Source organism: Sphaerisporangium rufum (assembly GCF_016863395.1).
GTDB lineage: Bacteria > Actinomycetota > Actinomycetes > Streptosporangiales > Streptosporangiaceae > Sphaerisporangium > Sphaerisporangium rufum.
This window is the reverse complement of the sequence record NZ_BOOU01000007.1, coordinates 120,747-141,968: the sequence shown is the minus strand read 5'-3', so window position 1 is coordinate 141,968 and position 21,222 is coordinate 120,747. Positions and strand designations below refer to the sequence as shown.

Sequence of the window (21,222 nt, the reverse complement as noted above, 5' to 3'; positions counted from 1 at the left end):
GCCGTTCGCGATGACGACATGCGCGATCGTGGCGGGCATCATGCCTAACGTGACCGAGGGATGCGTCGCCGACGCCAAGACTGGGGTAAGGCTTGCGACGAGATCGGACGAGTCCGACCTCAGGGATCTGACGCGCCTTGCCGTGCAGGGGGATCGCAGCGCGATCGAATCATTGCTGGCGCGGTTGCGCCCGATGGTGGTCCGTTACTGCCGGGCGCGCCTGGGCCGGGTTTCCGGCCATTATCACATCGCCGACGACGTGGCCCAGGAGGTGTGCATCGCGGTGCTCGCCGCGCTGCCGCGCTACCGGGACATGGGCCGGCCGTTCGCCTCTTTCGTCTTCGGCATCGCCTCGCACAAGGTCGCCGACGCGCTGCGCAGCTCGGTGCGTTCCGCGGTGCCCACCCAGGACCTGCCGGACGGCCCCGACCAGGGGCCGGGGCCGGAGGAGACCGTGGTCCGCTACATCGAGGCGGAGCACGCCCGCGCGCTGCTGTCCAGGCTGCCGGAGAACCAGCGCGAGCTGATCATCCTGCGGGTGGTGTCGGGACTGTCGGCCGAAGAGACGGGTAACGTACTCGGTATGTCACCAGGTGCGGTACGCGTCGCCCAGCATCGGGCGCTGGCCAGGCTGCGGGCCATGGCCGACGTGGAGTCGATAGCTTGACCACCGTCCATCCCGGCTGCTCGCCGCGGGAACGGGGGCCGGAGGCCGACCCGGACGTGCGGCGGACGGACGAGATCATCGACGCGCTCGCGCGGCGGCGGCCGGTGGGCGAGGACGCCGACGCGGTGGTGCGGCTGCTGCGGGCGCTCGCCGCCGACGTCGATCAGCGGCTCTCCTCGGTGTCGATCACCCCGTCCACGTAGCCGCGGGCATAGTCCCAGGTCACGTAGCCCTCCGGGTCCGGCTCGAAGGCCGGTTCGTGCACCTGGGGCCGGCCGTGGTCGATCATCTGCCGCAGGTTGCCGCGCAGCAGATCCCAGTCGAAGTAGTGCTGCTCGCCGCACTCGGGGCAGTCGAGCACCAGACCCAGCACGCCCTGCGGCTCCAGCAGCGAGCGGAACACCTCCACGTCGGCCAGGTCGGTGAGGGCCTCCTCGCGCTCGGCCGAGGTCAGCGGCCCGGAGTCGTCGAAATCGCCCAGCGCCGCGGCGGGGTCGTTCGGGTCGTCCGCGAAGGGGTCGCGGGGGACGTCGTCCAGCACGCGTTCCACCTTATGACCATTGGATACCCCCACGTGGGCCAGACGTGGGGAACCCTTCCGTATCATCCGCCGCCGCCACCTCCGCCGTCACAACCGGCCGTCCCGGCCCGGGCCTGGTCCGGTGGCGGTGCACCGGCGTCCACCGGCCGCCACGGGCATGGCGGAGGCGGCGAGGACCGGACCACTAAACTGGGCGCTTGAGGGTCGGCGCGTTCCTCCTGGGGGCGCCATGGCAGGAGGGTGGCAGATGGCCAAGTTCACCGAACCGGGGCTCACGTTCGACGATGTGCTCCTGGTTCCCGCCTACTCGGATCTCCAGCCGGGTGAGGCGGAGACCGCCACGCGCCTGTCCCGCTCCATCGAACTGCGCATCCCGCTGGTCTCGGCGGCCATGGACACCGTCACCGAGGCGCGGATGGCCGTCGCGATGGCCCGCCAGGGCGGTATCGGCATCCTGCACCGCAACCTGTCGATCGAGGACCAGGCCCAGCAGGCCGACCTGGTGAAGCGATCGGAGGCCGGCATGGTCACCAACCCGGTGACCTGCGCCCCGGACGACCGCCTGGCCGACGTCGAGGCGCTGTGCGCCCGGTACCGCATCTCCGGCGTGCCGGTCACCGACCGCAACGGGGTGCTCGTCGGGATCGTCACCAACCGCGACATGCGCTTCGAGACCGACCACGACCGGCCGGTGCGCGATGTGATGACCCCGATGCCGCTGGTCACCGCGCCGGTGGGCGTGTCGCGCGACGAGGCCTTCCACCTGCTGCGGCACAACAAGGTGGAGAAGCTGCCGCTGGTGGACGCGGACGGCCGGCTCCGCGGCCTGATCACCGTGAAGGACTTCACCAAGAGCGAGCAGTACCCCCTCGCCACCAAGGACGCCGACGGCCGCCTGGTGGTCGGTGCCGCGGTCGGCGTGGCCGGCGACGCCGAGCAGCGCGCGATGACGCTGATCGAGGCGGGCGTGGACGTCATCGTGGTGGACACCGCGCACGGCCACTCCCACGGCGTCTGCGAGATGATCGCCAAGATCAAGGCGAACGGCCGGGTCGACGTCATCGGCGGCAACATCGCGACCCGGGCCGGCGCCCAGGCGCTGATCGACGCCGGCGCCGACGCGGTCAAGGTCGGGGTCGGGCCGGGGTCGATCTGTACCACCCGGGTGGTGGCCGGGGTGGGCGCGCCACAGGTGACCGCCATCCACGAGGCCTCGCTCGCCTGCGCGCCCGCCGGGGTGCCGGTCATCGGCGACGGCGGCCTGCAGTATTCGGGCGACATCGTCAAGGCGCTGGCCGCCGGGGCCGACTCGGTCATGCTGGGCTCGCTGCTGGCCGGCTGCGAGGAGTCGCCCGGTGAGCTGATCTTCATCAACGGCAAGCAGTTCAAGTCGTACCGGGGCATGGGGTCCCTCGGCGCGGTGCGCAACCGCGAGCGCGGCGGCTCCTTCAGCAAGGACCGCTACTCGCAGGAGGGCGCCGGCGAGGACAAATACATCCCGGAGGGCATCGAGGGCCAGGTGCCCTACCGCGGTCCGGTCGCGGCGGTCGCCCACCAGCTGGTCGGCGGGCTGCGCCAGGGCATGTGGTACACCGGCTCGCGCACCATCGGCCAGCTTCACGAGAACGGCATGCTGATGCCGATCACCTCGGCCGGGCTCAAGGAGAGCCACCCGCACGACATCCAGATGACGGTCGAGGCCCCCAACTACCACGGCCGCTGACCCGCGCGGCCCTTTGACAGGTACGACCCCCGAAGACGAGCACAGCGGCTCCTTCCGAGCGACGGGAACGGCGAGACAGCATGAGCCAGGTAGAGATCGGACGCGGCAAGACAGGGCGCCGCGGTTACGCGCTGGACGACATCGGCATCGTCCCGTCCCGGCGCACCCGCGATCCGGAGGAGGTGTCGATCTCCTGGCAGATCGACGCCTACCGCTTCGAGCTGCCCGTGGTGGTCAGCCCGATGGACAGCGTCGTGTCGCCGAGGACCGCCATCGAGATCGGCCGGCTCGGCGGCCTGGGGGTGCTCGACCTGGAGGGTCTGTGGACCCGCTACGAGGACCCGGGCCCGCTGCTGTCGGAGGTGGCCGAGTTGCGCGGCGAGGCCGCCACCCGGCGGCTGCAGGAGATGTACGCGGCGCCGATCAGCGACGAGCTCATCGGCCGGCGGATCGAGGAGATCCGGGCGGCCGGGGTGACCACCGCGGCCCGGCTGTCTCCGCAGCGCACCGCCCAGCACCACAAGGCGGTGATCGACGCCGGGGTCGACATCTTCGTCATCCGCGGCACCACGGTCTCCGCCGAGCACGTGTCCGGGCGTGCCGAGCCGCTGAACCTCAAGCAGTTCATCTACGAGCTGGACGTGCCGGTGATCGTCGGCGGCTGCGCCACCTACACCGCGGCGCTGCACCTGATGCGCACCGGCGCGGCGGGCGTGCTGGTCGGGTTCGGCGGCGGCTCCGGCCACACCACCCGCACGGTGCTCGGCGTGGCGGTGCCGATGGCGACCGCGATCGGCGACGTGGCCGCGGCCCGCCGCGACTACCTCGACGAGTCCGGCGGCCGGTACGTGCACGTGATCGCGGACGGCGGGATGACCAGCTCCGGCGACATCGCCAAGGCCATCGCCTGCGGCTCGGACGCCGTCATGGTGGGCTCGCCGCTGGCCCGAGCCGCCGAGGCCCCCGGCCGCGGCCACCACTGGGGGTCGGAGGCCCACCACGGCGAGCTGCCCCGCGGCGCCCGGGTCGAGGTGGGCACCATCGGCACCATGGCGCAGATCCTGCACGGCCCGTCCACCGTGGCCGACGGCTCGATGAACCTGATGGGCGCGCTGCGCCGCACCATGGCCACCGCCGGATACTCCGACCTGAAGGAGTTCCAGCGGGTCGAGGTCGTCGTCGCCCCCCAGTCGTGACCGTGCCCGCCGCACGGCGGGCACGATCGCATCGCCCGGCCGGCGGGCGCCGGACCCGGGCCGCGCCCGGTGCGCGGCTCAGGGCGGGGTGACCCAGCCGCCCCGGCGCATGACGGCGTGCACCGCAAGATCATCGGTGAGCACGACCAGGTCGGCGTGCTTGCCCACCGCGAGCGAGCCGACCCGGTCGGCCAGGCCGAGCGCGCGGGCGGGGGTGAGGGCGGCCATCTCGGCGGCCGCCGGCACCGTCAGGCCGACCTCGCGCACCGCCCGGCGGAACGCGACGTCCATGGTCAGCGTGCTGCCGGCGATGGCGCCGCCCTGGACGAGCCGGGCCGCGCCGCCGGACACGGTGACGTCCATCGACCCGAGCCGGTAGGTGCCGTCGCCCATGCCGGCCGCGGCCATCGCGTCGGTGATCAGCGCAGTGCGGTCCGGGCCGGCCACCGTCGCCGCCAGCCGCAGCATGGCCGGGTGGACGTGCACGCCGTCATTGATGATCTCGACGGTCACCCGCGGGTCCTGCAGCAGCGCCGCCATCGGGCCGGGGTCGCGGTGATGCAGCGGCGGCAGCGCGTTGAACAGGTGGGTGGCGACGGTGCAGCCGGCGTCGATCGCGTCCAGCGCCTGCTCGTAGCCGGCGTCGCTGTGCCCGAGCGCCGCGAGCGCGCCGCCGGCCACCGCGGCGCGGACGGTGTCGGAGCCGCCGGGCAGCTCGGGGGCGAGGGTCACCATGCGCACATGCCCGCGGCCGGCGGCCAGCAGCCCGGTGAGCTCGGCGGGGTCGGGGGCGCGCAGCAGCGCCGGATCATGGGCTCCGCAGCGGGAGCGGGCGATGTAGGGCCCTTCGAAGTGGATGCCGGCCAGCACGCCGTCGTCGCACAGCTCGGCCAGCGCGGCGGTCGCGCGGGCGATGGCCTCCGGCGCGGCGGTGACCAGGCTCGCCATGATCGTCGTGGTGCCGTGCCGGGCGTGGAAGGCGGCGACCCGCCGCGCCTCCTCCTGGTCGCCGGAGGGGAACGACCCGCCGGCGCCGCCATGCGTGTGCATGTCGACGAAGCCGGGGACGACCAGCCGCCCGCCGAGCGCGAGCCCGTCCCCCGGGGCGCGCCCGCGGCCGATGTGGGTGATGCGGCCGTCCTCGATGGTGATCCAGCCGTCGTGCACCCCGCCGGGAGTCACCAGCCTGGCGTCGGTGAGTGTGGTCCTCATGGTGACAGGATCACCGACCGGGTGAGATGGCGTGGCCGGTCGGGGTCCAGCCCGCGGGCGTGCGCGCGGGCGACGGCCAGCCGTTGCACGGCGACCAGCTCGGCCATCGGGTCGCCCGTCCCGGTGACGAAGCGGCCACCGGCGGCCTGGACCTGCGCGGCCAGCCCGGCCGGGGCGTCGCCGATCATCCAGGTGACCCGATCCGGCCCGGCGACGCTGACCGGCCCGTGCCGGTACTCCATCGCCGGGTAGGACTCGGCCCACGACCGGGCGGCCTCGCGCATCTTCAGCGCCGCCTCGTGGGCGAGCCCGCACGTCCAGCCGCGTCCCAGGAACGTGAACTGCTCGGCCGCCAGCAACTCGGCCGGCGGCGACCAGGTCAGGGCACGCCGGGCGGCCGCGACGGCCGGGGCGATGTCCTCGCCGAGGTGGGCGCGGAGCAGGGCGAGCTGCGTGGTGGCGAACCGGGTCTGCACGACGGACCGCTCGTCGGCGAAGTCGAGCACCACCAGATCGGCGGCCAGCTCGGCGACCGGGGCGGCCGGGTCGGCGGTGATCACGGTGACCGGCGGGCCGGCCAGGCTCCGCAGCAGGTCGAGCACCTCGGTGGTGGTGCCGGACCGGGTCAGCGCCAGCACCCGGTCGTACCGCCGGCCCGCCGGGAACTCCGAGGCGGCGAACGCGTCGCTCTCGCCGTGCCCGGCCCGTTCGCGCAGCGCCGCGTAGGCCTGGGCGATGAACCAGGACGTGCCGCAGCCCACGACGGCGAGGCGCTCGCCGCGGCGGGGGAGCGGGGCGTCGGGGGCCATCCGCGCCGCGCGGCTCCAGCAGTCCGGCTGGGACGCGATCTCCGACTCGGTGTGCGTGCTCACCTGGCCACCTTTCGCCATCCGATCTCTTCCTGCGTTCTCTATCACAGTGGACCTCGCGCCCCGGCGGCGAGTGGCGGCCGATCACCCGCCCGGGGCGCCGGGCCGGGCGGCGGCGACCGGGTGGCGACCCGGCGGTGACGGGCGTGGCGGTGGTGCGCCAGGTGGCCGGTGAGGTGCGAAAGTGTGACGAGGGTCATCCTGGAAGGCGCCGCCGACCGCATGCACATATCTACTCTCGGGTAGTAACCCGACGCAAAACCGACAAGCCGCACCCGGGGGCGCGCCGCTCGCGCCGGCCGGAGCCGGCGGGTCGGGTCCGGGCGCCGGTCCGGGCACCGGCCAGGTCGGACCGGGAAAAGGACCGGAAGGAATCCAGTGAACCTTCGCACCAACGGCAGCCACTCGGCCCGGCTCGGGCCCGCCGAGCGGTCCGCCGCGCTCGCCCGGATGGCCGACTCCCGGCAGGAACTGGACGTCTTCGTCGTCGGCGGCGGCGTGGTCGGCGCCGGGGTCGCGCTGGACGCGGTGACCCGCGGCCTCTCGGTCGGGCTGGCCGAGGCCCGGGACTTCTCCTCGGGCACCTCCTCCCGGTCCTCGAAGTTGATCCACGGCGGGCTGCGCTACCTGGAGCAGCTCAACTTCGACCTGGTCCGGGAGGCGCTGCAGGAGCGCGCGCTGCTCCTGCAGCGGATCGCCCCCCACCTGGTCCGCCCGGTGCCGTTCCTCTTCCCGCTCACCCACTACGGCTGGGAGCGCCCTTATGTGGGCGCCGGGCTCACCCTGTACGACTCGCTCGGCTTCTCCACCGGCCTGAACCGCGGCATGCCCGGGCACCGGCACCTGTCCCGCCGCCGCGCGCTGCGCCTGGCGCCCGCGCTGCGCCGCTCGTCGCTCACCGGGGCGGTGCAGTACTGGGACGCCCAGGTGGACGACGCGCGGTTCGTCTCGACCATGCTGCGCACGGCGGCCGCCTACGGCGCGCAGGTCGCCTCCCGCACCACCGTGACCGGCTTCCTGCGCGAGGGGGAGCGGGTGACCGGGGTCCGGCTGCGCGATCTGGAGAGCGGCGCGGAGTTCGACGTGCGGGCCCGGCAGGTGGTGAACGCCACCGGGGTGTGGACCGACGACATCCAGGAGCTGGTGGGCGGGCGCGGCCAGATCCACGTGCGGGCGTCCAAGGGCGTGCACGTGGTGGTGCCGCGCGACCGCATCCGGTCGCTGACCGGCATCATCCTGCGCACCGAGAAGTCGGTGCTCTTCGTGATCCCGTGGGGCCGGCACTGGATCATCGGCACCACCGACACCGGGTGGTCGCTGGACAAGGCGCATCCGGCCGCCTCCCGGCAGGACATCGACTACGTGCTCGACCACGTGAACGCGGTGCTGTCGGTGCCGCTCACCCGTGATGACGTGGAGGGCGTGTACGCGGGTCTGCGCCCGCTGCTGGCCGGGGAGTCGGAGGAGACCTCCAAGCTGTCCCGCGAGCACGTGGTCACCCACCCGGTGCCCGGCCTGGTGATGATCGCCGGCGGGAAGTACACGACCTACCGGGTGATGGCCAAGGACGCGGTGGACGCGGTGGCGCACGGCCTGGACCGGCGGGTGCCGCCGTCGTGCACCGACCGCGTCCCGCTGGTGGGGGCGGAGGGCTACCAGGCGCTGTGGAACTCCCGGCACCGGCTCGCCCAGTCCTCCGGCCTGCACGTGGCGCGGATAGAACACCTGCTGCAGCGGCACGGGACCATGATCGACGAGGTGCTGGAGCTGATCGGGGAGGACCGGACGCTGGCCCGGCCGCTGTCCGGGGCGGACGACTACCTGCGGGCGGAGGTGGTCTACGCGGCCACCCACGAGGGGGCGCGCCACCTCAACGACGTGCTCACCCGGCGTACCCGCATCTCGATCGAGACCTTCCACCGGGGCACCGCCGTCGCGCAGGAGGCGGCCGAGCTGCTGGCCGGCCCGCTGGGCTGGGACGCCGACCAGATCAAGCGCGAGGTGGAGTACTACACCAAGCGGGTGGAGGCCGAGCGGGCGTCGCAGGAGCAGGACACCGACCAGGACGCCGACGCGATCCGCCTCGGCGCCCCCGACATCGTCCCGGTCGCCGACCCCGGCGACCGCTGACCGCCCGGAGGGCCCGGGCCGCACTGCGCGGTACGGCCCGGGGGCTCTTCTCCGGCGCCCGCCTCGTGCGGGCGGCTCCCGGTCAGGAGGCGAAGGGGATGTGGCCGCGCTCGGCCAGCGTGGTCAGGTCGCTGATCCGCAGCCCGGCGTCGGAGACCGTCCACAGGGTGTCGCCGATCACCAGGCAGCGGCGGATCGCCGGGTCGATCATGGTCCCGTCGTCGCCGCGGGTGACCTTGGGATGGGTGATCGTGCCGATCTCGGTGATCTCCCGGTCGCCGATCCGCAGCGCCACCGCGCCCACTCGGGGCTCGGTGCCGTCCTTGCCCCAGCTGGTGATCGGCAGCACCGCCAGCCGGGTGGCCGGCCAGTAGAGGAAGGCGTGCGGGTCCCACTCGGACTCCGAGGCGGAGTTCTTGCGGTGGTGCCGGGCCAGCAGCACCGGCCGCGCCGGGTCGCCGACGTCGAACAGCGAGACCTGGGCGCCCTGGACGCGGCCCTGCCCGTTGGCCTCCTGCCCGACGCCGATCAGCCGGCCGTCGCCCGCGGGGTGCAGGTAGGCCGAGTACCCGCTGATCTTCAGCTCGCCGGTGACCCGGGGACGGGCCGGGTCGCGCAGGTCCAGTGTGTACAGCGGATCCACCTGGCGGAAGGTCACCACGTAGCCGACCGGGCCGATGAAGCGCACCGAATAGATCCGCTCGCCGGTGCCGAGCCCGGTGACCTCGCCGGTCCTGGCCAGCGTGTCGGCACGCAGCACGTAGACGGCGCTTTCGGAGCGGTCCGGTGTCGGGCGCACCCAGCCGCCCTCGTCGGACATGGTGGTGGCGATCCGCAGGTGCCCTTCGTACTCCGACAGCGCGTACTGGTTGAGCAGCCGGCCGGGGACGACGGCCGAGGTGACGTACCGGGGTGAACCCGGGCCGGTGACGTCGAACCGGTGCACCTGCGTCTCCTGGGGCGGCGGGCCCGGCGGGGTGGCTTCGGGGCGGAGGGTGGGCATCGACGGGTCGGCGGTCGGGACGATCTTCTGGTCCGGATCGGGCGAGGCCGGCACCTTGGGGGCGACGGTCGGGTCGGCCGGCACGGCCGTCTCGGCCGGGGTCGGCGGGACCTGGGGCGCCACCTTCTCGTCCCCCTCCGGCGTCGGCGGGACCTTGGGCGCCACCGCGCCGCTCGGGGCGGTCGCGGCCGCGCCCGGGGTCACCAGCGGGGAGGCCGGGGCGGCGGGCGTCGCCGGGACGTCCGGCACCGGCTTGCGGGCGGCGAACCACCGGTTCGGGTTGCTGGTGATGTAGAGGCTGCCGGCGGTGGAATACACGGTGTCGCCGTCGGCGACCACCGACACCGGCTCGGCGCCGCCGAGGGCGGTGCCCGGATCGGCGGCCAGGTCGAGGGTGTGCACCGTGATCATGGAGGTGCCGGTGTGGTCGTCGGGGTGGCTGACCCGCCCGCAGGGCACCGATCGCCGTTCCGTGGTCCCGTCCGGCCCGGTGACCTGGTAGGACGGCAGCCAGGCCTCGATCGGCGCCGCCCGCACCGCCTGCCGGTTGCGCTCCAGCATCGCGGCCTCCGCCGCTCCCTGGGCCGGTTCGGGGAAGGTGATCGCCGGCCGGGACGAGACCACCAGCCGCACGGTCGAGCCGGACATCCGGGCGTCCACGTGCGCCCCCGCCGGGCTGATCGAGCCGAGCACCTTCATGGCGGCCAGGTCGACCAGCACGTACTTCGGCCCGGGCGGCGGCCCCGCCCGCCGGACCGCGTCCGCCGCGGCGAAGCCGCCGGAGATCAGCACCAGCGCGCGGTCGCCGTGCACCAGCAGGTCGCCCGGGGTCCACAGCTGGTCCTTGGGGGCGATCCGCAGCGTGCCGGTGACCTTCCGGCTCGCCACGTCCACCACGCGCAGCGTGCCGCCGGCGAACGTGACCACCCGCCGGCCGTCGATCTTCACCATGTCCGGCTCGTCCACCCCGGCCTCGTGCACGTTGGTGGTCGAATGCTCCGGGACGGCCGTCGACCGCGCCGTCGCCTTCGCGCTGTCGCCGACGGCGTCGTACATGATGACGTTGCCGTCCAGCCCCCAGGGCGTGACGTTGCGGGCGGTGGTCTCGCGCAGGTCGGCCAGCAGGTCGTCGCAGCCGGAGTAGGCGACGAGCCGGATGTTCCCGAGGGTGGCCGGCGGGGTGCCCTGTTCCGGGGCGCCGGCCGGCCGGGCCGCGCTGCACCCGGCCGTGCCGGCGACCAGGCCGGTGGCGAGCAGGGCGGCCGCGGCGGTGCCGATCGAACTCCTCATGCCCCTACGACGTATCCTCCGCCGGGTCGGTTCAGCGCCCGGGCGGCCGGTCCGGCGCGGCACCGGCGGCCTTCCGCCCGCCGATAGACTGGGCGCACCGCCGCTTCTCTTCTGGGGGTTCTCCGGTGTCTGAGTTCGACACGGTCCTTGTCGTCGACTTCGGCGCGCAGTACGCGCAGCTGATCGCGCGCCGCGTCCGCGAGTGCCACGTGTACTCCGAGATCGTGCCGTCCACGATGCCGGTGGCCGAGATGCTGGCGAAGCGGCCGAAGGCGATCATCCTGTCCGGCGGCCCCTCGTCGGTCTACGCCGAGGGCGCCCCGGGGGCCCCGGCGGGCCTGTTCGAGACCGGCGTGCCGACCTTCGGCATCTGCTACGGCTTCCAGGAGATGGCCCGGGTGCTGGGCGGCCAGGTGGCGCGGACCGGCATCGCCGAGTACGGCGGCACCGGCCTCACCGTCGGCACCGAGGGCGTGCTGTTCGCCGGCCTGCCCGCCGCCCAGTCGGTGTGGATGTCGCACGGCGACAGCGTGGTGGCCGCGCCGCAGGGCTTCGCGGTCACCGCGTGGACGCCCGACACCCCGGTCGCCGCGATGGAGTGCCCCGAGCGCGGGCTGTACGGCGTGCAGTTCCACCCCGAGGTCATGCACTCCGAGCACGGCCAGGCGGTCCTGAAGCACTTCCTGGACGCGGCGGGCTGCCGGCCGTCCTGGACCATGCTCAACATCGTCGAGGACGCGGTGGAGTCGGTCCGGGCGCAGATCGGGCCGCAGGGCCGGGCGATCTGCGGCCTGTCGGGCGGGGTCGACTCGGCGGTCGCCGCGGCCATCGTGCAGCGTGCGATCGGTGACCGGCTGACCTGCGTGTTCGTCGACCACGGGCTGCTGCGCCAGGGCGAGGCCGAGCAGGTGGAGCGCGACTTCGTCGCGGCCACCGGGGTCCGGCTGCGGGTGGTGGACGCCGAGGAGCGGTTCCTCAAGGCGCTCGCCGGGGTGGTCGATCCGGAGGAGAAGCGCAAGATCATCGGCCGCGAGTTCATCCGGGTCTTCGAGGACGAGCAGCGCGCCGTGCTGGCCGACGGCCCGGTCGACTTCCTGGTGCAGGGCACGCTCTACCCCGACGTGGTGGAGTCCGGCGGCGGCACCGGCACCGCGAACATCAAGTCGCACCACAACGTCGGCGGGCTGCCGGACGACCTGAAGTTCTCCCTGGTGGAGCCGCTGCGCACCCTGTTCAAGGACGAGGTGCGCCGGGCGGGCGAGGAGCTCGGCCTGCCGCCCGCGATGGTCTGGCGCCAGCCGTTCCCCGGTCCGGGGCTCGGCATCCGCATCATCGGCGAGGTCACCCACGACCGGCTGGCGATCCTCCGCGAGGCCGACGCCATCGCCCGCGAGGAGTTGTCCCGGGCCGGGCTGGACCGCGACATCTGGCAGTGCCCGGTGGTGCTGCTGGCCGACGTGCGCTCGGTGGGCGTGCAGGGCGACGGCCGCACCTACGGCCACCCGGTGGTGCTGCGCCCGGTGAGCAGCGAGGACGCCATGACCGCCGACTGGTCCCGGGTGCCGTATGAGGTGCTGGCCCGCATCTCGACCCGGATCACCAACGAGGTGCGCGAGATCAACCGGGTGGTCCTCGACGTGACCAGCAAGCCGCCGGGCACCATCGAGTGGGAGTGACCGGATCCCCGCCAGGTGGGTTCCGGAAAGGGGATTCGGCTCCCGATTTGCTGACGAAATCGGGTAAATCGCCGACTTAGCGGTTTACCGGAGTGGTGGCCGGTAAGTTCTGTCCGGTGCTGACCGCCGAGCCCGCGAGCGCGCCGTCCGCCACGCCCCCCGGCACCGCCCGCCGGCTGGCCTGGCTGGACGCGATCCGCGGCATCGGGGCGCTGGCCGTCCTGCTGGAGCACATGCTCTACCGGTTCCTGCCCGGGCTGCGCCCGTACTGGTTCAACCTCGGCATCTACGGCGTGCTGGTGTTCTTCCTGGTCAGCGGGTACATCATCCCGGCCTCGCTGGAGCACCGGGGTGATGTGCGCTCGTTCTGGATCGGGCGGCTCTTCCGGCTGTACCCGCTCTACCTGCTGGTGATCGCGGTCGTGCTGGCGCTGACGCCGCTGATCCCGCTGCGGCGGGCGGTCACCCCGGACCTGGCGACCGCGGCGGCGCACGTGACCATGCTGGTCGACGTGGTGGGGGCGGCCGGCGTCGCCGACACCATGTGGACGCTCTCCTACGAGATGGTGTTCTACCTCCTGGTCACCGCGCTGTTCGTGCTCGGCGCGCACCGGCGCAGCGGCCGGTGGGCGGTGGTGTTCGCCGTCCTGGCCCCGGTCGTCGGTGCGGTGCTGGCCGCGCCGGTGCTGGCCCGCGGCCCGGCCGCCTTCATCGCCCTCGCCGCGTTCGCCGCCGGCCTGGCCTGCGTGCTGACCGGCTCTGGACGGTTACGCGCGGCCGGGGCGCTGGTGCTCGGCGGCCTGGCGGTGACGCTGGTGTTGCTCGGCGGGCGCACGCCGTGGCTCGGGCCGGCCATCCTGGCGGTCATGTTCACCGGCACCGTGCTGTACCGCTGGGAGCGCGGCGGGCCTGGAGGGCGCGGCGGGCTGCGGGCCGTCGCCGCGGTGGCCGTGGCGCTCTTCGTGGTGCCGTTCGTCGCCGTCGAGGCCGGCTGGTGGGCCTACCCCCGGGTGTGGATCACCACGGTGTTGCTGGCCGGGGCGACCTTCGCGCTCGGCATGGCGTTGCGCCGGCGGGCGGTGCCGCGGGTGCTGGTGTGGCTCGGCGTGATCAGCTATTCGGTCTACCTGCTGCACCATCCGCTGCTGAAGCTGTTCCTGGTGCTGTTCGGCGATCCGCGGGAGCGGCCGGTGGCCGTGCAGGCCTGGCTGGCGCTGGGGTTCCTCGCCGTGGTGCTGCTGGCGAGCTGGCTGACCTACCGCCTGGTCGAGCTGCCCATGCAGCGGCTGGGCCGCCGGCTGGCCGGCTCGCGGCCGGCCGGCACCTGAGTCCCCGCCGGGCCAGGCCGCGAGTCAGTCGTCGAACTCGCCGTCGCGCACCCCGAGGACGAACGCCTGCCACTCGGCCGCGGTGAACCGCAGCACGGTGCCGTCCGGGTCGGAGGGGTTGCGCAGCGCCACCGCGCCGCCGGGCAGGTAGGCGAGCTCGATCCGGTCGTCAGAGGCGCTTCCCGGGGCGCTGAGCCAGGTCACGTCCGAGATGTCCAGCGCGTACAGCTCTGCCTTCTCGCGGACGTCGCTCATCATCACCTCACGGTACGGCGGAAAACTGTGTGTAATGCAGTGGCATGATGAGCGTACGTGACCGGCCCTCCGACTGCCATCCATTCCGGACGGTCCAGCCGAGGGCCGGCCCATTTCTCCCATTTATTGCACAAAGCCGGGTTATTTGGGTTCGGCCGTTATCGGGGACGTTTCGGCGGGTCGCCGGTTTCGGGCCCCCCGGTCCGGTCAGCGGCGGGGCGGGTAGGTCTCGCCGGCGCCCAGCGGGCGGTCGCGCAGCAGGGCGGTGACCGGGACGAGGTGATAGCCCCGCTTCTTCAGGTTCCGCAGGATCGCCGGCATCGCGGCGACCGTCTCCGGCCAGACGTCGTGCATCAGGATCACACCGTCCCGCCGGGCCAGCCCGGTCACCTTGCGGGTGATGGCGCGGGTGTCGCGCAGCTCCCAGTCACGGGAGGATCCGTTCCACAGGATCTGCGACAGGCCGAACTCGGCGGCCACCGAGGCGACCCGGGCGTCGGTGTCCCCGTAGGGCGGCCGCATCAGGTCGGGGGTGCGGCCGGTGGCCCGGGTGATGACATCCTGGGCGTCGCGCAGCTGGGCGCGGATCTGCGTGTCGGACAGCGCGGTGAGGCGCGGGTGGGTGGCGGTGTGGTCGCCGACCACATGTCCCTCCCGGACCATCCGGCGGGCGAGCGCCGGGTACTTCTCGACCTGCCGGCCGACCAGGAAGAACGTCGCCTTGGCCCGGTGGGCGCGCAAGATGTCGAGCGACCGTGCGGTGTACCGCCCGGGCCCGTCGTCGAAGGTGAGCGCGATGCACTTCACCCGGGCGCAGTACGGCGCCCGGCCCGCCGTGGACGCCGCGAACGCCGCCGTGGACCCGGTGGATCCCGTGGACCACGACGGAACCGCCGCGGCGGGCTCCGCCGTGCGCCCGGCGGCCGCCGCCGGGGCGGCCGGAAAGACCACGGCGGCCGCGAGCAGGCACGCGATCGGGACGATGCTCCGCATCAGCTTCCTCCAGGTGGCGCGATTTCGCGCAACCCTATCCGGGTGCGGGTATCGACCGGAGAACCACCCCATATCGGTATGGACCGCAGAGGCGAGAGGCTGCGGGCGTTCGTCCGGCGCGTCGCCGCTCCGGCCGGGTGCCCCGGCGGGGCGAGCAGCGGCCCGGCTTCCCCCGGCCGCCGGTCAACGCGTTCGCCGCAGTAGCGATCACCGGTCAAGAAACGATCCAGAGATCTCATGTGAGTTACAGGCGGTCGGTTTCCCCGGACCTCACCTCGCCATGCTGGCAACCATGAGGTCCTATTCGCTGAATGACGTCCACGCCACGCGCAAACGCCGGGACTCGTGGTGGACGGTGTTCATGGTCGATCCGGTCGCCTGCCGGGTGGCATTGTTCGTAGCGAATCGCACCGAGATCACGCCCAACGCCCTCACCCGGCTCTCGCTCGTGCTCGGCATCGGCGCGGCGGCGTGCTTCGCCTTCGGCCATCTGGTGGCCGGTGCCCTGACCTTCTACGTCAGCTTCCTGGTCGACTGCGTGGACGGGAAGATCGCCCGGCTGAAGGGCACCGGGACGCCCTTCGGGCTGTGGCTGGACTTCGTGGGCGACCGGATCCGGGAGGTCTGCTGCGCGGCCGGCCTCGCCTACGGGCAGTACACCGCGACCGGCCGGGTCGCCTTCATCCTGCTCGGCGCGGGCATCGCCGTCCTGGACCTGTTCCGATACGTGAACGGCCCGCAGATGAAGAAGGTGCGGCAGGCGGTGAAGGCCCGCCGCAAGGCCGCGCGCCGCCAGGAACTGGACGACGTCCGCGACGCGATGGCCGTCGAATCGCTCGCGCGGGCCCCCGGCCAGGTCGTCGCCTGGGCGTCCGCCGGTGATCCGCCGGACGAGCCGCCCCCGCCGTACCAGCCACCCCCGCCGTACGACCCGCCGGACTACTCCGCCGCCGTCTACGAACTGCCGGACTACTCCGCCGCCGCCTACGAGCTGCCGGGCTACGACGCCACGGCCGGCCGTGGCGGGCCCGGGCCCTACGACTGGGCCGCCGACACCGGCGGCGGGCACCCCGACCCGGAGCCCGGCCTGGCGCCGGACGGCGGGCCGGTGGTCCCCCGGCAGGCGGGCGCCCCGCTGGACGCGATGATCGCCACCCGGCCGTTCGCCCGCGTCCCGCGGCACGACCCGCCCGAGTTCGCGCCGCCCGCGCGCTACCGGCCGCCGCCGCCACGCCCGCCGGAGCCGGACCCGCGGCCCGGCGCCCGCCGGCTCGTCCAGGAGTACCTCGCCCGCCACCGGGTGCGCAGCCACCTGATGAGCGGCATCGAGTTCCACGCCGCGGTCTTCGTGGTCGCGCCGCTCCTCGGCCCGGCCGCGCTGATACCGGTCACCATCGGCGCCGGCGCCCTGCTCGTCGCCAACGAGACCTACCTGGTGTACCGCATGTGGCAGGCCACCCGGGCGCCGGGCGCGCCGGACCGGGCGGGTGAGCCGGCACGGGAGGAGCCCCAGGTAAGGACCGATCCGTTCTACACGGAGGTGTAGCCGTGCGCCCCGACCGGCCGATCTTCGTCGTCGGCTGCCCGCGTTCGGGCACCACGCTGCTGCAGCTCATGCTGCACGCGCACCGGCGGATCGCCGTGCCGCCGGAGACGCGGTTCCTCACCGACGTCTACTACCACCGCCGGCTGTACGGCGACATGCGGCGTCCGGAGAACCGGCGGCGGCTGGCCGAGCGGATCGCCACCGACCGGTCCACCCGGTTCCACGAGCTCGGCGTGGCGCGGGCCGGCTACGTGCGGGCGGCCGTCGAAGGCCCCGGATCGCTCGGCTCGGTGCTCGGCGCGGCGTTCGCCGGCTACGCCGCGCGGTTCGAGCGGCCACGCTGGGGTGACAAGCGACCGGCCTACGTCCGGCACGTCGACGCGCTGCGGCGGCTGTTCCCCGACGCCCAGTTCGTCCACCTGGTCCGGGACGGCCGCGACTGCGTGGCCTCGCTCAAGGAGATGCCCTGGTACCCGATGGGCGTGCTGCACGCCATCTCCACCTGGGCCGAGGCCGTCGACTTCGGGCGGCGGCACGCCCGGCGGCTGCCCGCGGGCACCTACCACATGCTGCGCTACGAGGACCTGACCGCCGACCCCGAAGGCGAGCTGGGCCGGCTGTGCGCGTTCCTCGGCGAGGACTTCGACCCGGCGATGTGCGAGCCGCGCCGGGTGGCCGCGGTGGCGGTGCCGCCCCGCAAGGTGTGGCACCGCAACACGCTCGGCGAGGTCACCCCGGTCCGGGTGGGCAGCTGGGCCGGCCGGCTGGCCCCGTGGGAGATCGCGCTGTGCGAGGAGGTGCTCGGCGAGCGGCTGCGGGCCCACGGGTACGAGCCGGCCGGCGGGGGAGCCGGCGCCGCGCCGGGTGACCTGGCCGCCTACCGGCGGGTGGCCGCGCACCGCCGGCTGGCCCGGTACCGGCAGCAGGCCCGCGACTGGCTGAGCCGCCGCCGGGAACCGGGACCGCTGGCCGCCCTGCCGGCCGGCCCGCGCCCGCAAGTGCGGATACCCCAGCAGCGGACGGCCGCCCGGCACGCCGCCGGCGGCCGGTGACCGCCGTCAGCGGGCCAGCCGGGCGAACAGCTCCTCCCAGGCGTCCACCACCTTCTCCACCCGGAACGCGGCCACGTGCCGCCGGGCGGCCGCGCCGAGCCGCCGCCGCCGGGCCGGGTCGGCCATCAGCGCGCTCAGCGCCGCGGTGAACGCCTCCACGTCGCCCGGCGGGACCAGGACGCCGGTCGAGCCGTCCGCCACCAGCGACCGCACCCCGCCGGACACGGCGAACGCGACCGCCGGCATGCCGTAGGACGCCGCCTCGGCCACGGCCAGCGGGAAGCCCTCGTGCTCGCCGGTCATGCCGAGGACCGCGGCGTTGAGGTACTCCCGGCCCACCTCGGCGGCCGGCACCGCGCCGCGGAACACCACCCGCCCCGCGACCCCGAGGGCGGCGGCGTGCGCGCGCAGCCGGGGCAGCTCGGGGCCCTGGCCCACCAGGTGCAGCTCCCAGGCCGCGCGGTTGCGGGCCGCCCGGGCGAACGCGGTGATCAGCCGGTCGAACCGCCGTACCGGGACCAGCCGGCCCACGCCCAGCACCCGCGGCACGTCCAGGTAGGAGGTGGCGTCCGGCCAGGCGCGCAGCGGGTTGGGCAGGTGGGTCGCGTTCGGCAGCGGCGCCTCCTCGGCGAACCGCCAGGCGTCGTCGCCGCTGAGGAACACCGCCTGGTCCAGCGCCGGGTAGGCCCGGCGCACCTGGGCGAAGTGCCGGGTTGCGCGGGCGTGCTCGAAGGAGCCGTGGTACTGCCCGATGCTGCGCAGCCGCGGCGGCAGCAGGTCCGCCACCCAGGAGACCACCGCGGGCGAGGTCAGCACCGCGAACCCCGGGCCGACGTCGCCGAGCAGCCGGGCGAACCGGCGGCGGGCCGCCTGCCGGCCGCCGCCGGGCCCGCCCGCCGCCAGGTGCCGCTCGTACAGCGGCCGCTCGATGTGGCGCACCGGCGCGCGGGCGCGGCGCAGCCCCACCACGTGCACCTGGTGGCCGCGCAGCGCCAGCCCCTGGGCCACGGTGTGGGTGACCAGCTGGACGCCGCCGAGGGCGTCGGCGTCCTCGCAGGCGAAGACGACCACGCTCACGGCGGCGGCGCCCCCGGTCCGGCGGGGTGGAAGAAGGCGTCCACCACCCGGGAGGCGGCCTTCCCGTTCTCCTCGGCGCAGAACCGGCGGGCGAAGTCGGCGTAGCGGTCGGCGTACCGGGCGGTGACCGCGGGCAGGTCGCGCAGCGCCGCGACCACCTCGGCGGTGGTGGCCAGCACCGGGCCGGGGGCGATCTCCGGCAGGTCGTGGTACAGGCCGCGCTCCACCCGGGCGTACCGTTCCAGGTCGTCGGCGTACAGCAGGATCGGCCGACCGGTGCAGGCGTAATCGCAGATGATCGAGGAGTAGTCGCTGAGCAGCGCGTCCGAGGCGAGGATCAGGTCGTTCACCTCCGGGTACCGGCCGGCGGGCCGGACGGCGTGCCGTACCCGCTCGGGCACCCGGAACCGTTCGGCCGGGTGCGGGCGCAGCAGGACCACCCACTCGCCGGCCAGCGCCTCGGCGAGTTCGGCCAGGTCCACCCGGATCGAGGAGCCGGTACCGCGCGACAGGTCGCGGTAGGTCGGCGCGTACAGCAGCACCTTGCGGCCGTCGGGGATCTCCAGCGCCGCGCGCACCCGCGGCCCGGCGGACGGGTCGCCGTTGACCAGCACGTCGCAGCGTGGCGATCCGAAGCCGAGCACGGTACCGGTGTAGTCGAAGGCCGGCACGAACGTCCGCTCGAACTCCGGGCCGGGGGACACCACCGCGTCCCACTGCGCCGCCGCGGCCCGGATCCGCTCCGGCGGACCGGCGAAGTCGCCGCGGGCGCCGGGCACGTCCAGCCCGACCGTCTTCAGCGGCTGCCCGTGCCAGGTCTGCAGGTGCCGGGTGCCGCGCGGCTTGGGGAAGTCCGGCGGGAAGCCGTGGGTGTCCACCCGGTAGGCCGCCCGGGCCAGCACCCAGACGTACCGCCATCCCAGCCGCCGGACCGCCGGCCCCCCGCCGGCCCGGTGCCGGCCCGGCTCGCGCAGCGACCAGCACACCCGCAGCGGCAGCCCGCGCCGGACGATCTCCTCGTGCAGATACCTGGGGTTCCCGGTGCGGGCCGTGCCGAGGTCGGCCTCGAAGATCGCCAGGTCGCGGCGGCGCGGCAGCACGCGCGCCAGCCCTCGGTACACCCACCGCTTCACCGCGGGCCGGCCGGCCAGCGCGAGCAGGCCGCGTGCCCCGGCCGCCGGGTGCGGCCGCCGGGCCGGCCGCCAGGCGACCCGCAGCGCCGCGTCCCGGCCGGCCGGGCCGACGGTGACCTCGTGGCCCCGGACGGCCAGGACCAGCGGCGCCATCACCGGATCCGCCAGCAGCCGGTCGCCGGTGCGGTGCCCGTCGGACCGGGTGAACACCACGCGCGCGTCCCGCCCGCCGGTCCGGTCGAGCCGGACGCCGGACAGGTCGGCCTCCACGTGGGACAGGTAGCCGCCGTCCGGCTGCCGCCGCGGCGCCAGCGGCACCCGCAGGCCGCCGAGAACCAGGGTGGCGGCGGTCCGCCGGCGGCGCAGCACGGCGAACGGGTCGTAGGTGCGCACCGTCAGCGACAGCACGGTGCCGGCGGCGTGGACCTCGGCGATCTCGTGGCGGATCCGGGACGCCCCGAAGGGCAGCTCGGCCAGCCGCAGATCGGTGATGTCCAGTCCGGGATCGGCCCGCGTCCCCCAGTACGTCCGGCCGTCCACCCGCACCGCGTGCCGGGGCGGGGCGACCGGCACGGTCAGCGAGCGGGCCGCCACCAGCAGGTCGGCGATCCGGCCGGTCAGGATCAGGTGGCAGCACACCCGGGTCATCGGTTCGGCGCCGGCCAGGGCGCCGGGCTCCAGCTCGGCGAGGTACGGGGCGGTCGCCGCGGCCAGTTCCCTGGCCCGGGCGACGGGCTCGCCGGGCAGCCGGGCCAGGTGGCCGGGCAGGTCCTGGTCGAGGAAGCGCCGCTGCCGGGCGCCCACCAGGCCCGAGCATCCGCCGTCGCGCAGCACCGCGTCCGCGGCGCGTGCCGCCGCCACCCGGTGCCGCAGGTCGGCCTGATCGAGCCCACCGGGCCGGCCGTGCCGGTGGTAGACCACCCACGGCACGACGGCGAAGCGGCGGGCGGCGCAGAACAGGGCGGCGGTGAACACATGGTCGGCGTAGTGCGTCGCCTCGGCGAAGCGCAGCCCATGGTCGTGCAGGAAGGCGGTCCGGTACAGCTTGTTCGTCGCGAACCCGTCGAAGAACATCGACGGTTCGGCCCGGATGCCCTCCACGACCCGGCGCGGCCGGTAGAGCTCGGGACGGTACCGCTGGGCCCGTCCACCGGCGGCCCGCCGGGTGACCTGGCCGGCGGCGAAGTCGGCGCCGGTCCGTTCCAGTTCGTCCAGCAGGCTGCGGCAGGCGTGCTTCGGCAGCTCGCCGTCCGGGTCCAGGAATATGACGAAGGGGGCGCGGGCCGCGTCCAGCCCGGCGTTGCGCGGGCCGCCGCAGCCGGCCCCCCGGCTCGCCCGCCGGATGTGGCGCACCCGCGGGTCGGCGCGGCGGGCCACCGCCCGCTCGACGGCTCCGGTGGTCGCCTCGTCCACCACCACGACCTCGAGGTGGCGCAGCGACTGGTCGAGCGCGGACGCCAGCGCCCGGGTCAGCGGCGGGGACGCGTCGGAGGCGATGAGCACAACGCTGACGTCCGGTCGCATGCTTGGT

Annotated in this window: 17 protein-coding genes; 9 read left to right on the top strand and 8 right to left on the bottom strand. The window is 74.5% G+C overall.

From position 1 onward, the window contains the following. Positions 1-40: 40 nt before the first annotated feature. The gene (locus Sru01_RS02970) at positions 41-667 is read left to right on the top strand and encodes a sigma-70 family RNA polymerase sigma factor (protein WP_203982255.1); all 627 of its coding nucleotides are present in this window, start codon (positions 41-43) and stop codon (positions 665-667) included. Continuing rightward, positions 664-870 carry a hypothetical protein gene (locus tag Sru01_RS02965; protein WP_203982254.1) on the top strand — a complete coding sequence of 69 codons (207 nt, stop codon included), beginning with the start codon at positions 664-666 and terminating at the stop codon, positions 868-870. The genes Sru01_RS02970 and Sru01_RS02965 overlap by 4 nt, the downstream gene beginning before the upstream one ends. On the opposite strand, the gene Sru01_RS02960 is transcribed toward Sru01_RS02965, so the two are convergent. Continuing rightward, positions 831-1,208, bottom strand: a complete 378-nt coding sequence (locus tag Sru01_RS02960) for a DUF5319 domain-containing protein (protein ID WP_203982279.1) — start codon at positions 1,206-1,208, stop codon at positions 831-833. The two genes, Sru01_RS02965 and Sru01_RS02960, sit on opposite strands and share 40 nt — an antisense overlap. A 247-nt stretch (positions 1,209-1,455) precedes the next feature. Here Sru01_RS02960 and guaB point away from each other — a divergent pair, with 247 nt between their 5' ends. Both guaB and Sru01_RS02950 read left to right on the top strand, forming a co-directional pair. Then, positions 1,456-2,931: an IMP dehydrogenase gene (gene guaB / locus Sru01_RS02955; RefSeq protein WP_203982253.1), complete on the top strand. Its 1,476-nt coding sequence runs from the start codon at positions 1,456-1,458 to the stop codon at positions 2,929-2,931. Between the two features lie 80 nt (positions 2,932-3,011). Next, the gene (locus Sru01_RS02950; RefSeq protein WP_203982252.1) at positions 3,012-4,127 is read left to right on the top strand and encodes a GuaB3 family IMP dehydrogenase-related protein; all 1,116 of its coding nucleotides are present in this window, start codon (positions 3,012-3,014) and stop codon (positions 4,125-4,127) included. 78 nt (positions 4,128-4,205) lie between these two features. On the opposite strand, the gene nagA is transcribed toward Sru01_RS02950, so the two are convergent. Next, positions 4,206-5,339 (bottom strand): N-acetylglucosamine-6-phosphate deacetylase, encoded by a 1,134-nt coding sequence (gene nagA / locus Sru01_RS02945; protein WP_203982251.1) that lies wholly within the window; start codon positions 5,337-5,339, stop codon positions 4,206-4,208. Further along, positions 5,336-6,211 carry an SIS domain-containing protein gene (locus Sru01_RS02940; protein WP_203982250.1) on the bottom strand — a complete coding sequence of 292 codons (876 nt, stop codon included), beginning with the start codon at positions 6,209-6,211 and terminating at the stop codon, positions 5,336-5,338. Before Sru01_RS02940 ends, nagA begins: the two co-directional genes overlap by 4 nt. A 447-nt stretch (positions 6,212-6,658) precedes the next feature. Here Sru01_RS02940 and Sru01_RS02935 point away from each other — a divergent pair, with 447 nt between their 5' ends. Then, positions 6,659-8,338 (top strand): glycerol-3-phosphate dehydrogenase/oxidase, encoded by a 1,680-nt coding sequence (locus Sru01_RS02935; protein ID WP_203982278.1) that lies wholly within the window; start codon positions 6,659-6,661, stop codon positions 8,336-8,338. Between the two features lie 82 nt (positions 8,339-8,420). Here Sru01_RS02935 and Sru01_RS02930 read toward each other — a convergent pair whose 3' ends face one another. Continuing rightward, on the bottom strand, positions 8,421-10,631 hold the full coding sequence (locus tag Sru01_RS02930) for a beta-propeller domain-containing protein (protein ID WP_203982249.1): 2,211 nt from the start codon (positions 10,629-10,631) through the stop codon (positions 8,421-8,423). A gap of 83 nt (positions 10,632-10,714) precedes the next feature. On the opposite strand from Sru01_RS02930, the gene guaA reads away from it, so the two are divergent. Further along, entirely contained in the window at positions 10,715-12,307 is a 1,593-nt protein-coding gene (gene guaA, locus Sru01_RS02925) for a glutamine-hydrolyzing GMP synthase (RefSeq protein WP_203982277.1), read from the top strand. A gap of 116 nt (positions 12,308-12,423) precedes the next feature. Continuing rightward, on the top strand, positions 12,424-13,635 hold the full coding sequence (locus tag Sru01_RS02920; protein WP_239136827.1) for an acyltransferase family protein: 1,212 nt from the start codon (positions 12,424-12,426) through the stop codon (positions 13,633-13,635). 24 nt (positions 13,636-13,659) lie between these two features. On the opposite strand, the gene Sru01_RS02915 is transcribed toward Sru01_RS02920, so the two are convergent. Further along, on the bottom strand, positions 13,660-13,893 hold the full coding sequence (locus Sru01_RS02915) for a DUF397 domain-containing protein (protein WP_239136825.1): 234 nt from the start codon (positions 13,891-13,893) through the stop codon (positions 13,660-13,662). Between the two features lie 204 nt (positions 13,894-14,097). After that, positions 14,098-14,883 carry a polysaccharide deacetylase family protein gene (locus tag Sru01_RS02910; protein WP_203982248.1) on the bottom strand — a complete coding sequence of 262 codons (786 nt, stop codon included), beginning with the start codon at positions 14,881-14,883 and terminating at the stop codon, positions 14,098-14,100. A gap of 292 nt (positions 14,884-15,175) precedes the next feature. Here Sru01_RS02910 and Sru01_RS35280 point away from each other — a divergent pair, with 292 nt between their 5' ends. Both Sru01_RS35280 and Sru01_RS02900 read left to right on the top strand, forming a co-directional pair. After that, entirely contained in the window at positions 15,176-16,429 is a 1,254-nt protein-coding gene (locus Sru01_RS35280; protein ID WP_239136823.1) for a CDP-alcohol phosphatidyltransferase family protein, read from the top strand. A gap of 2 nt (positions 16,430-16,431) precedes the next feature. Further along, the gene (locus tag Sru01_RS02900) at positions 16,432-17,481 is read left to right on the top strand and encodes a sulfotransferase family protein (protein WP_203982247.1); all 1,050 of its coding nucleotides are present in this window, start codon (positions 16,432-16,434) and stop codon (positions 17,479-17,481) included. 6 nt (positions 17,482-17,487) lie between these two features. Here Sru01_RS02900 and Sru01_RS02895 read toward each other — a convergent pair whose 3' ends face one another. Beyond that, the gene (locus Sru01_RS02895) at positions 17,488-18,558 is read right to left on the bottom strand and encodes a glycosyltransferase (RefSeq protein WP_203982246.1); all 1,071 of its coding nucleotides are present in this window, start codon (positions 18,556-18,558) and stop codon (positions 17,488-17,490) included. After that, positions 18,555-21,215, bottom strand: a complete 2,661-nt coding sequence (locus tag Sru01_RS02890) for a bifunctional glycosyltransferase/CDP-glycerol:glycerophosphate glycerophosphotransferase (RefSeq protein WP_203982245.1) — start codon at positions 21,213-21,215, stop codon at positions 18,555-18,557. The genes Sru01_RS02895 and Sru01_RS02890 overlap by 4 nt, the downstream gene beginning before the upstream one ends. Positions 21,216-21,222: the final 7 nt, after the last annotated feature.

Excerpts from the sequence above, each read along its gene's own strand:
- Sru01_RS35280 (WP_239136823.1), top strand. The coding sequence starts at position 15,176 with ATGAGGTCCTATTCGCTGAATGACGTCCACGCCACGCGCAAACGCCGG.
- Sru01_RS02950 (WP_203982252.1), top strand. The coding sequence starts at position 3,012 with ATGAGCCAGGTAGAGATCGGACGCGGCAAGACAGGGCGCCGCGGTTAC.
- nagA (WP_203982251.1), bottom strand. The coding sequence starts at position 5,339 with ATGAGGACCACACTCACCGACGCCAGGCTGGTGACTCCCGGCGGGGTG.
- Sru01_RS02890 (WP_203982245.1), bottom strand. The coding sequence starts at position 21,215 with ATGCGACCGGACGTCAGCGTTGTGCTCATCGCCTCCGACGCGTCCCCG.
- Sru01_RS02970 (WP_203982255.1), top strand. The coding sequence starts at position 41 with ATGCCTAACGTGACCGAGGGATGCGTCGCCGACGCCAAGACTGGGGTA.
- Sru01_RS02935 (WP_203982278.1), top strand. The coding sequence starts at position 6,659 with ATGGCCGACTCCCGGCAGGAACTGGACGTCTTCGTCGTCGGCGGCGGC.
- Sru01_RS02910 (WP_203982248.1), bottom strand. The coding sequence starts at position 14,883 with ATGCGGAGCATCGTCCCGATCGCGTGCCTGCTCGCGGCCGCCGTGGTC.
- guaB (WP_203982253.1), top strand. The coding sequence starts at position 1,456 with ATGGCCAAGTTCACCGAACCGGGGCTCACGTTCGACGATGTGCTCCTG.
- Sru01_RS02915 (WP_239136825.1), bottom strand. The coding sequence starts at position 13,893 with ATGATGAGCGACGTCCGCGAGAAGGCAGAGCTGTACGCGCTGGACATC.
- Sru01_RS02930 (WP_203982249.1), bottom strand. The coding sequence starts at position 10,631 with ATGAGGAGTTCGATCGGCACCGCCGCGGCCGCCCTGCTCGCCACCGGC.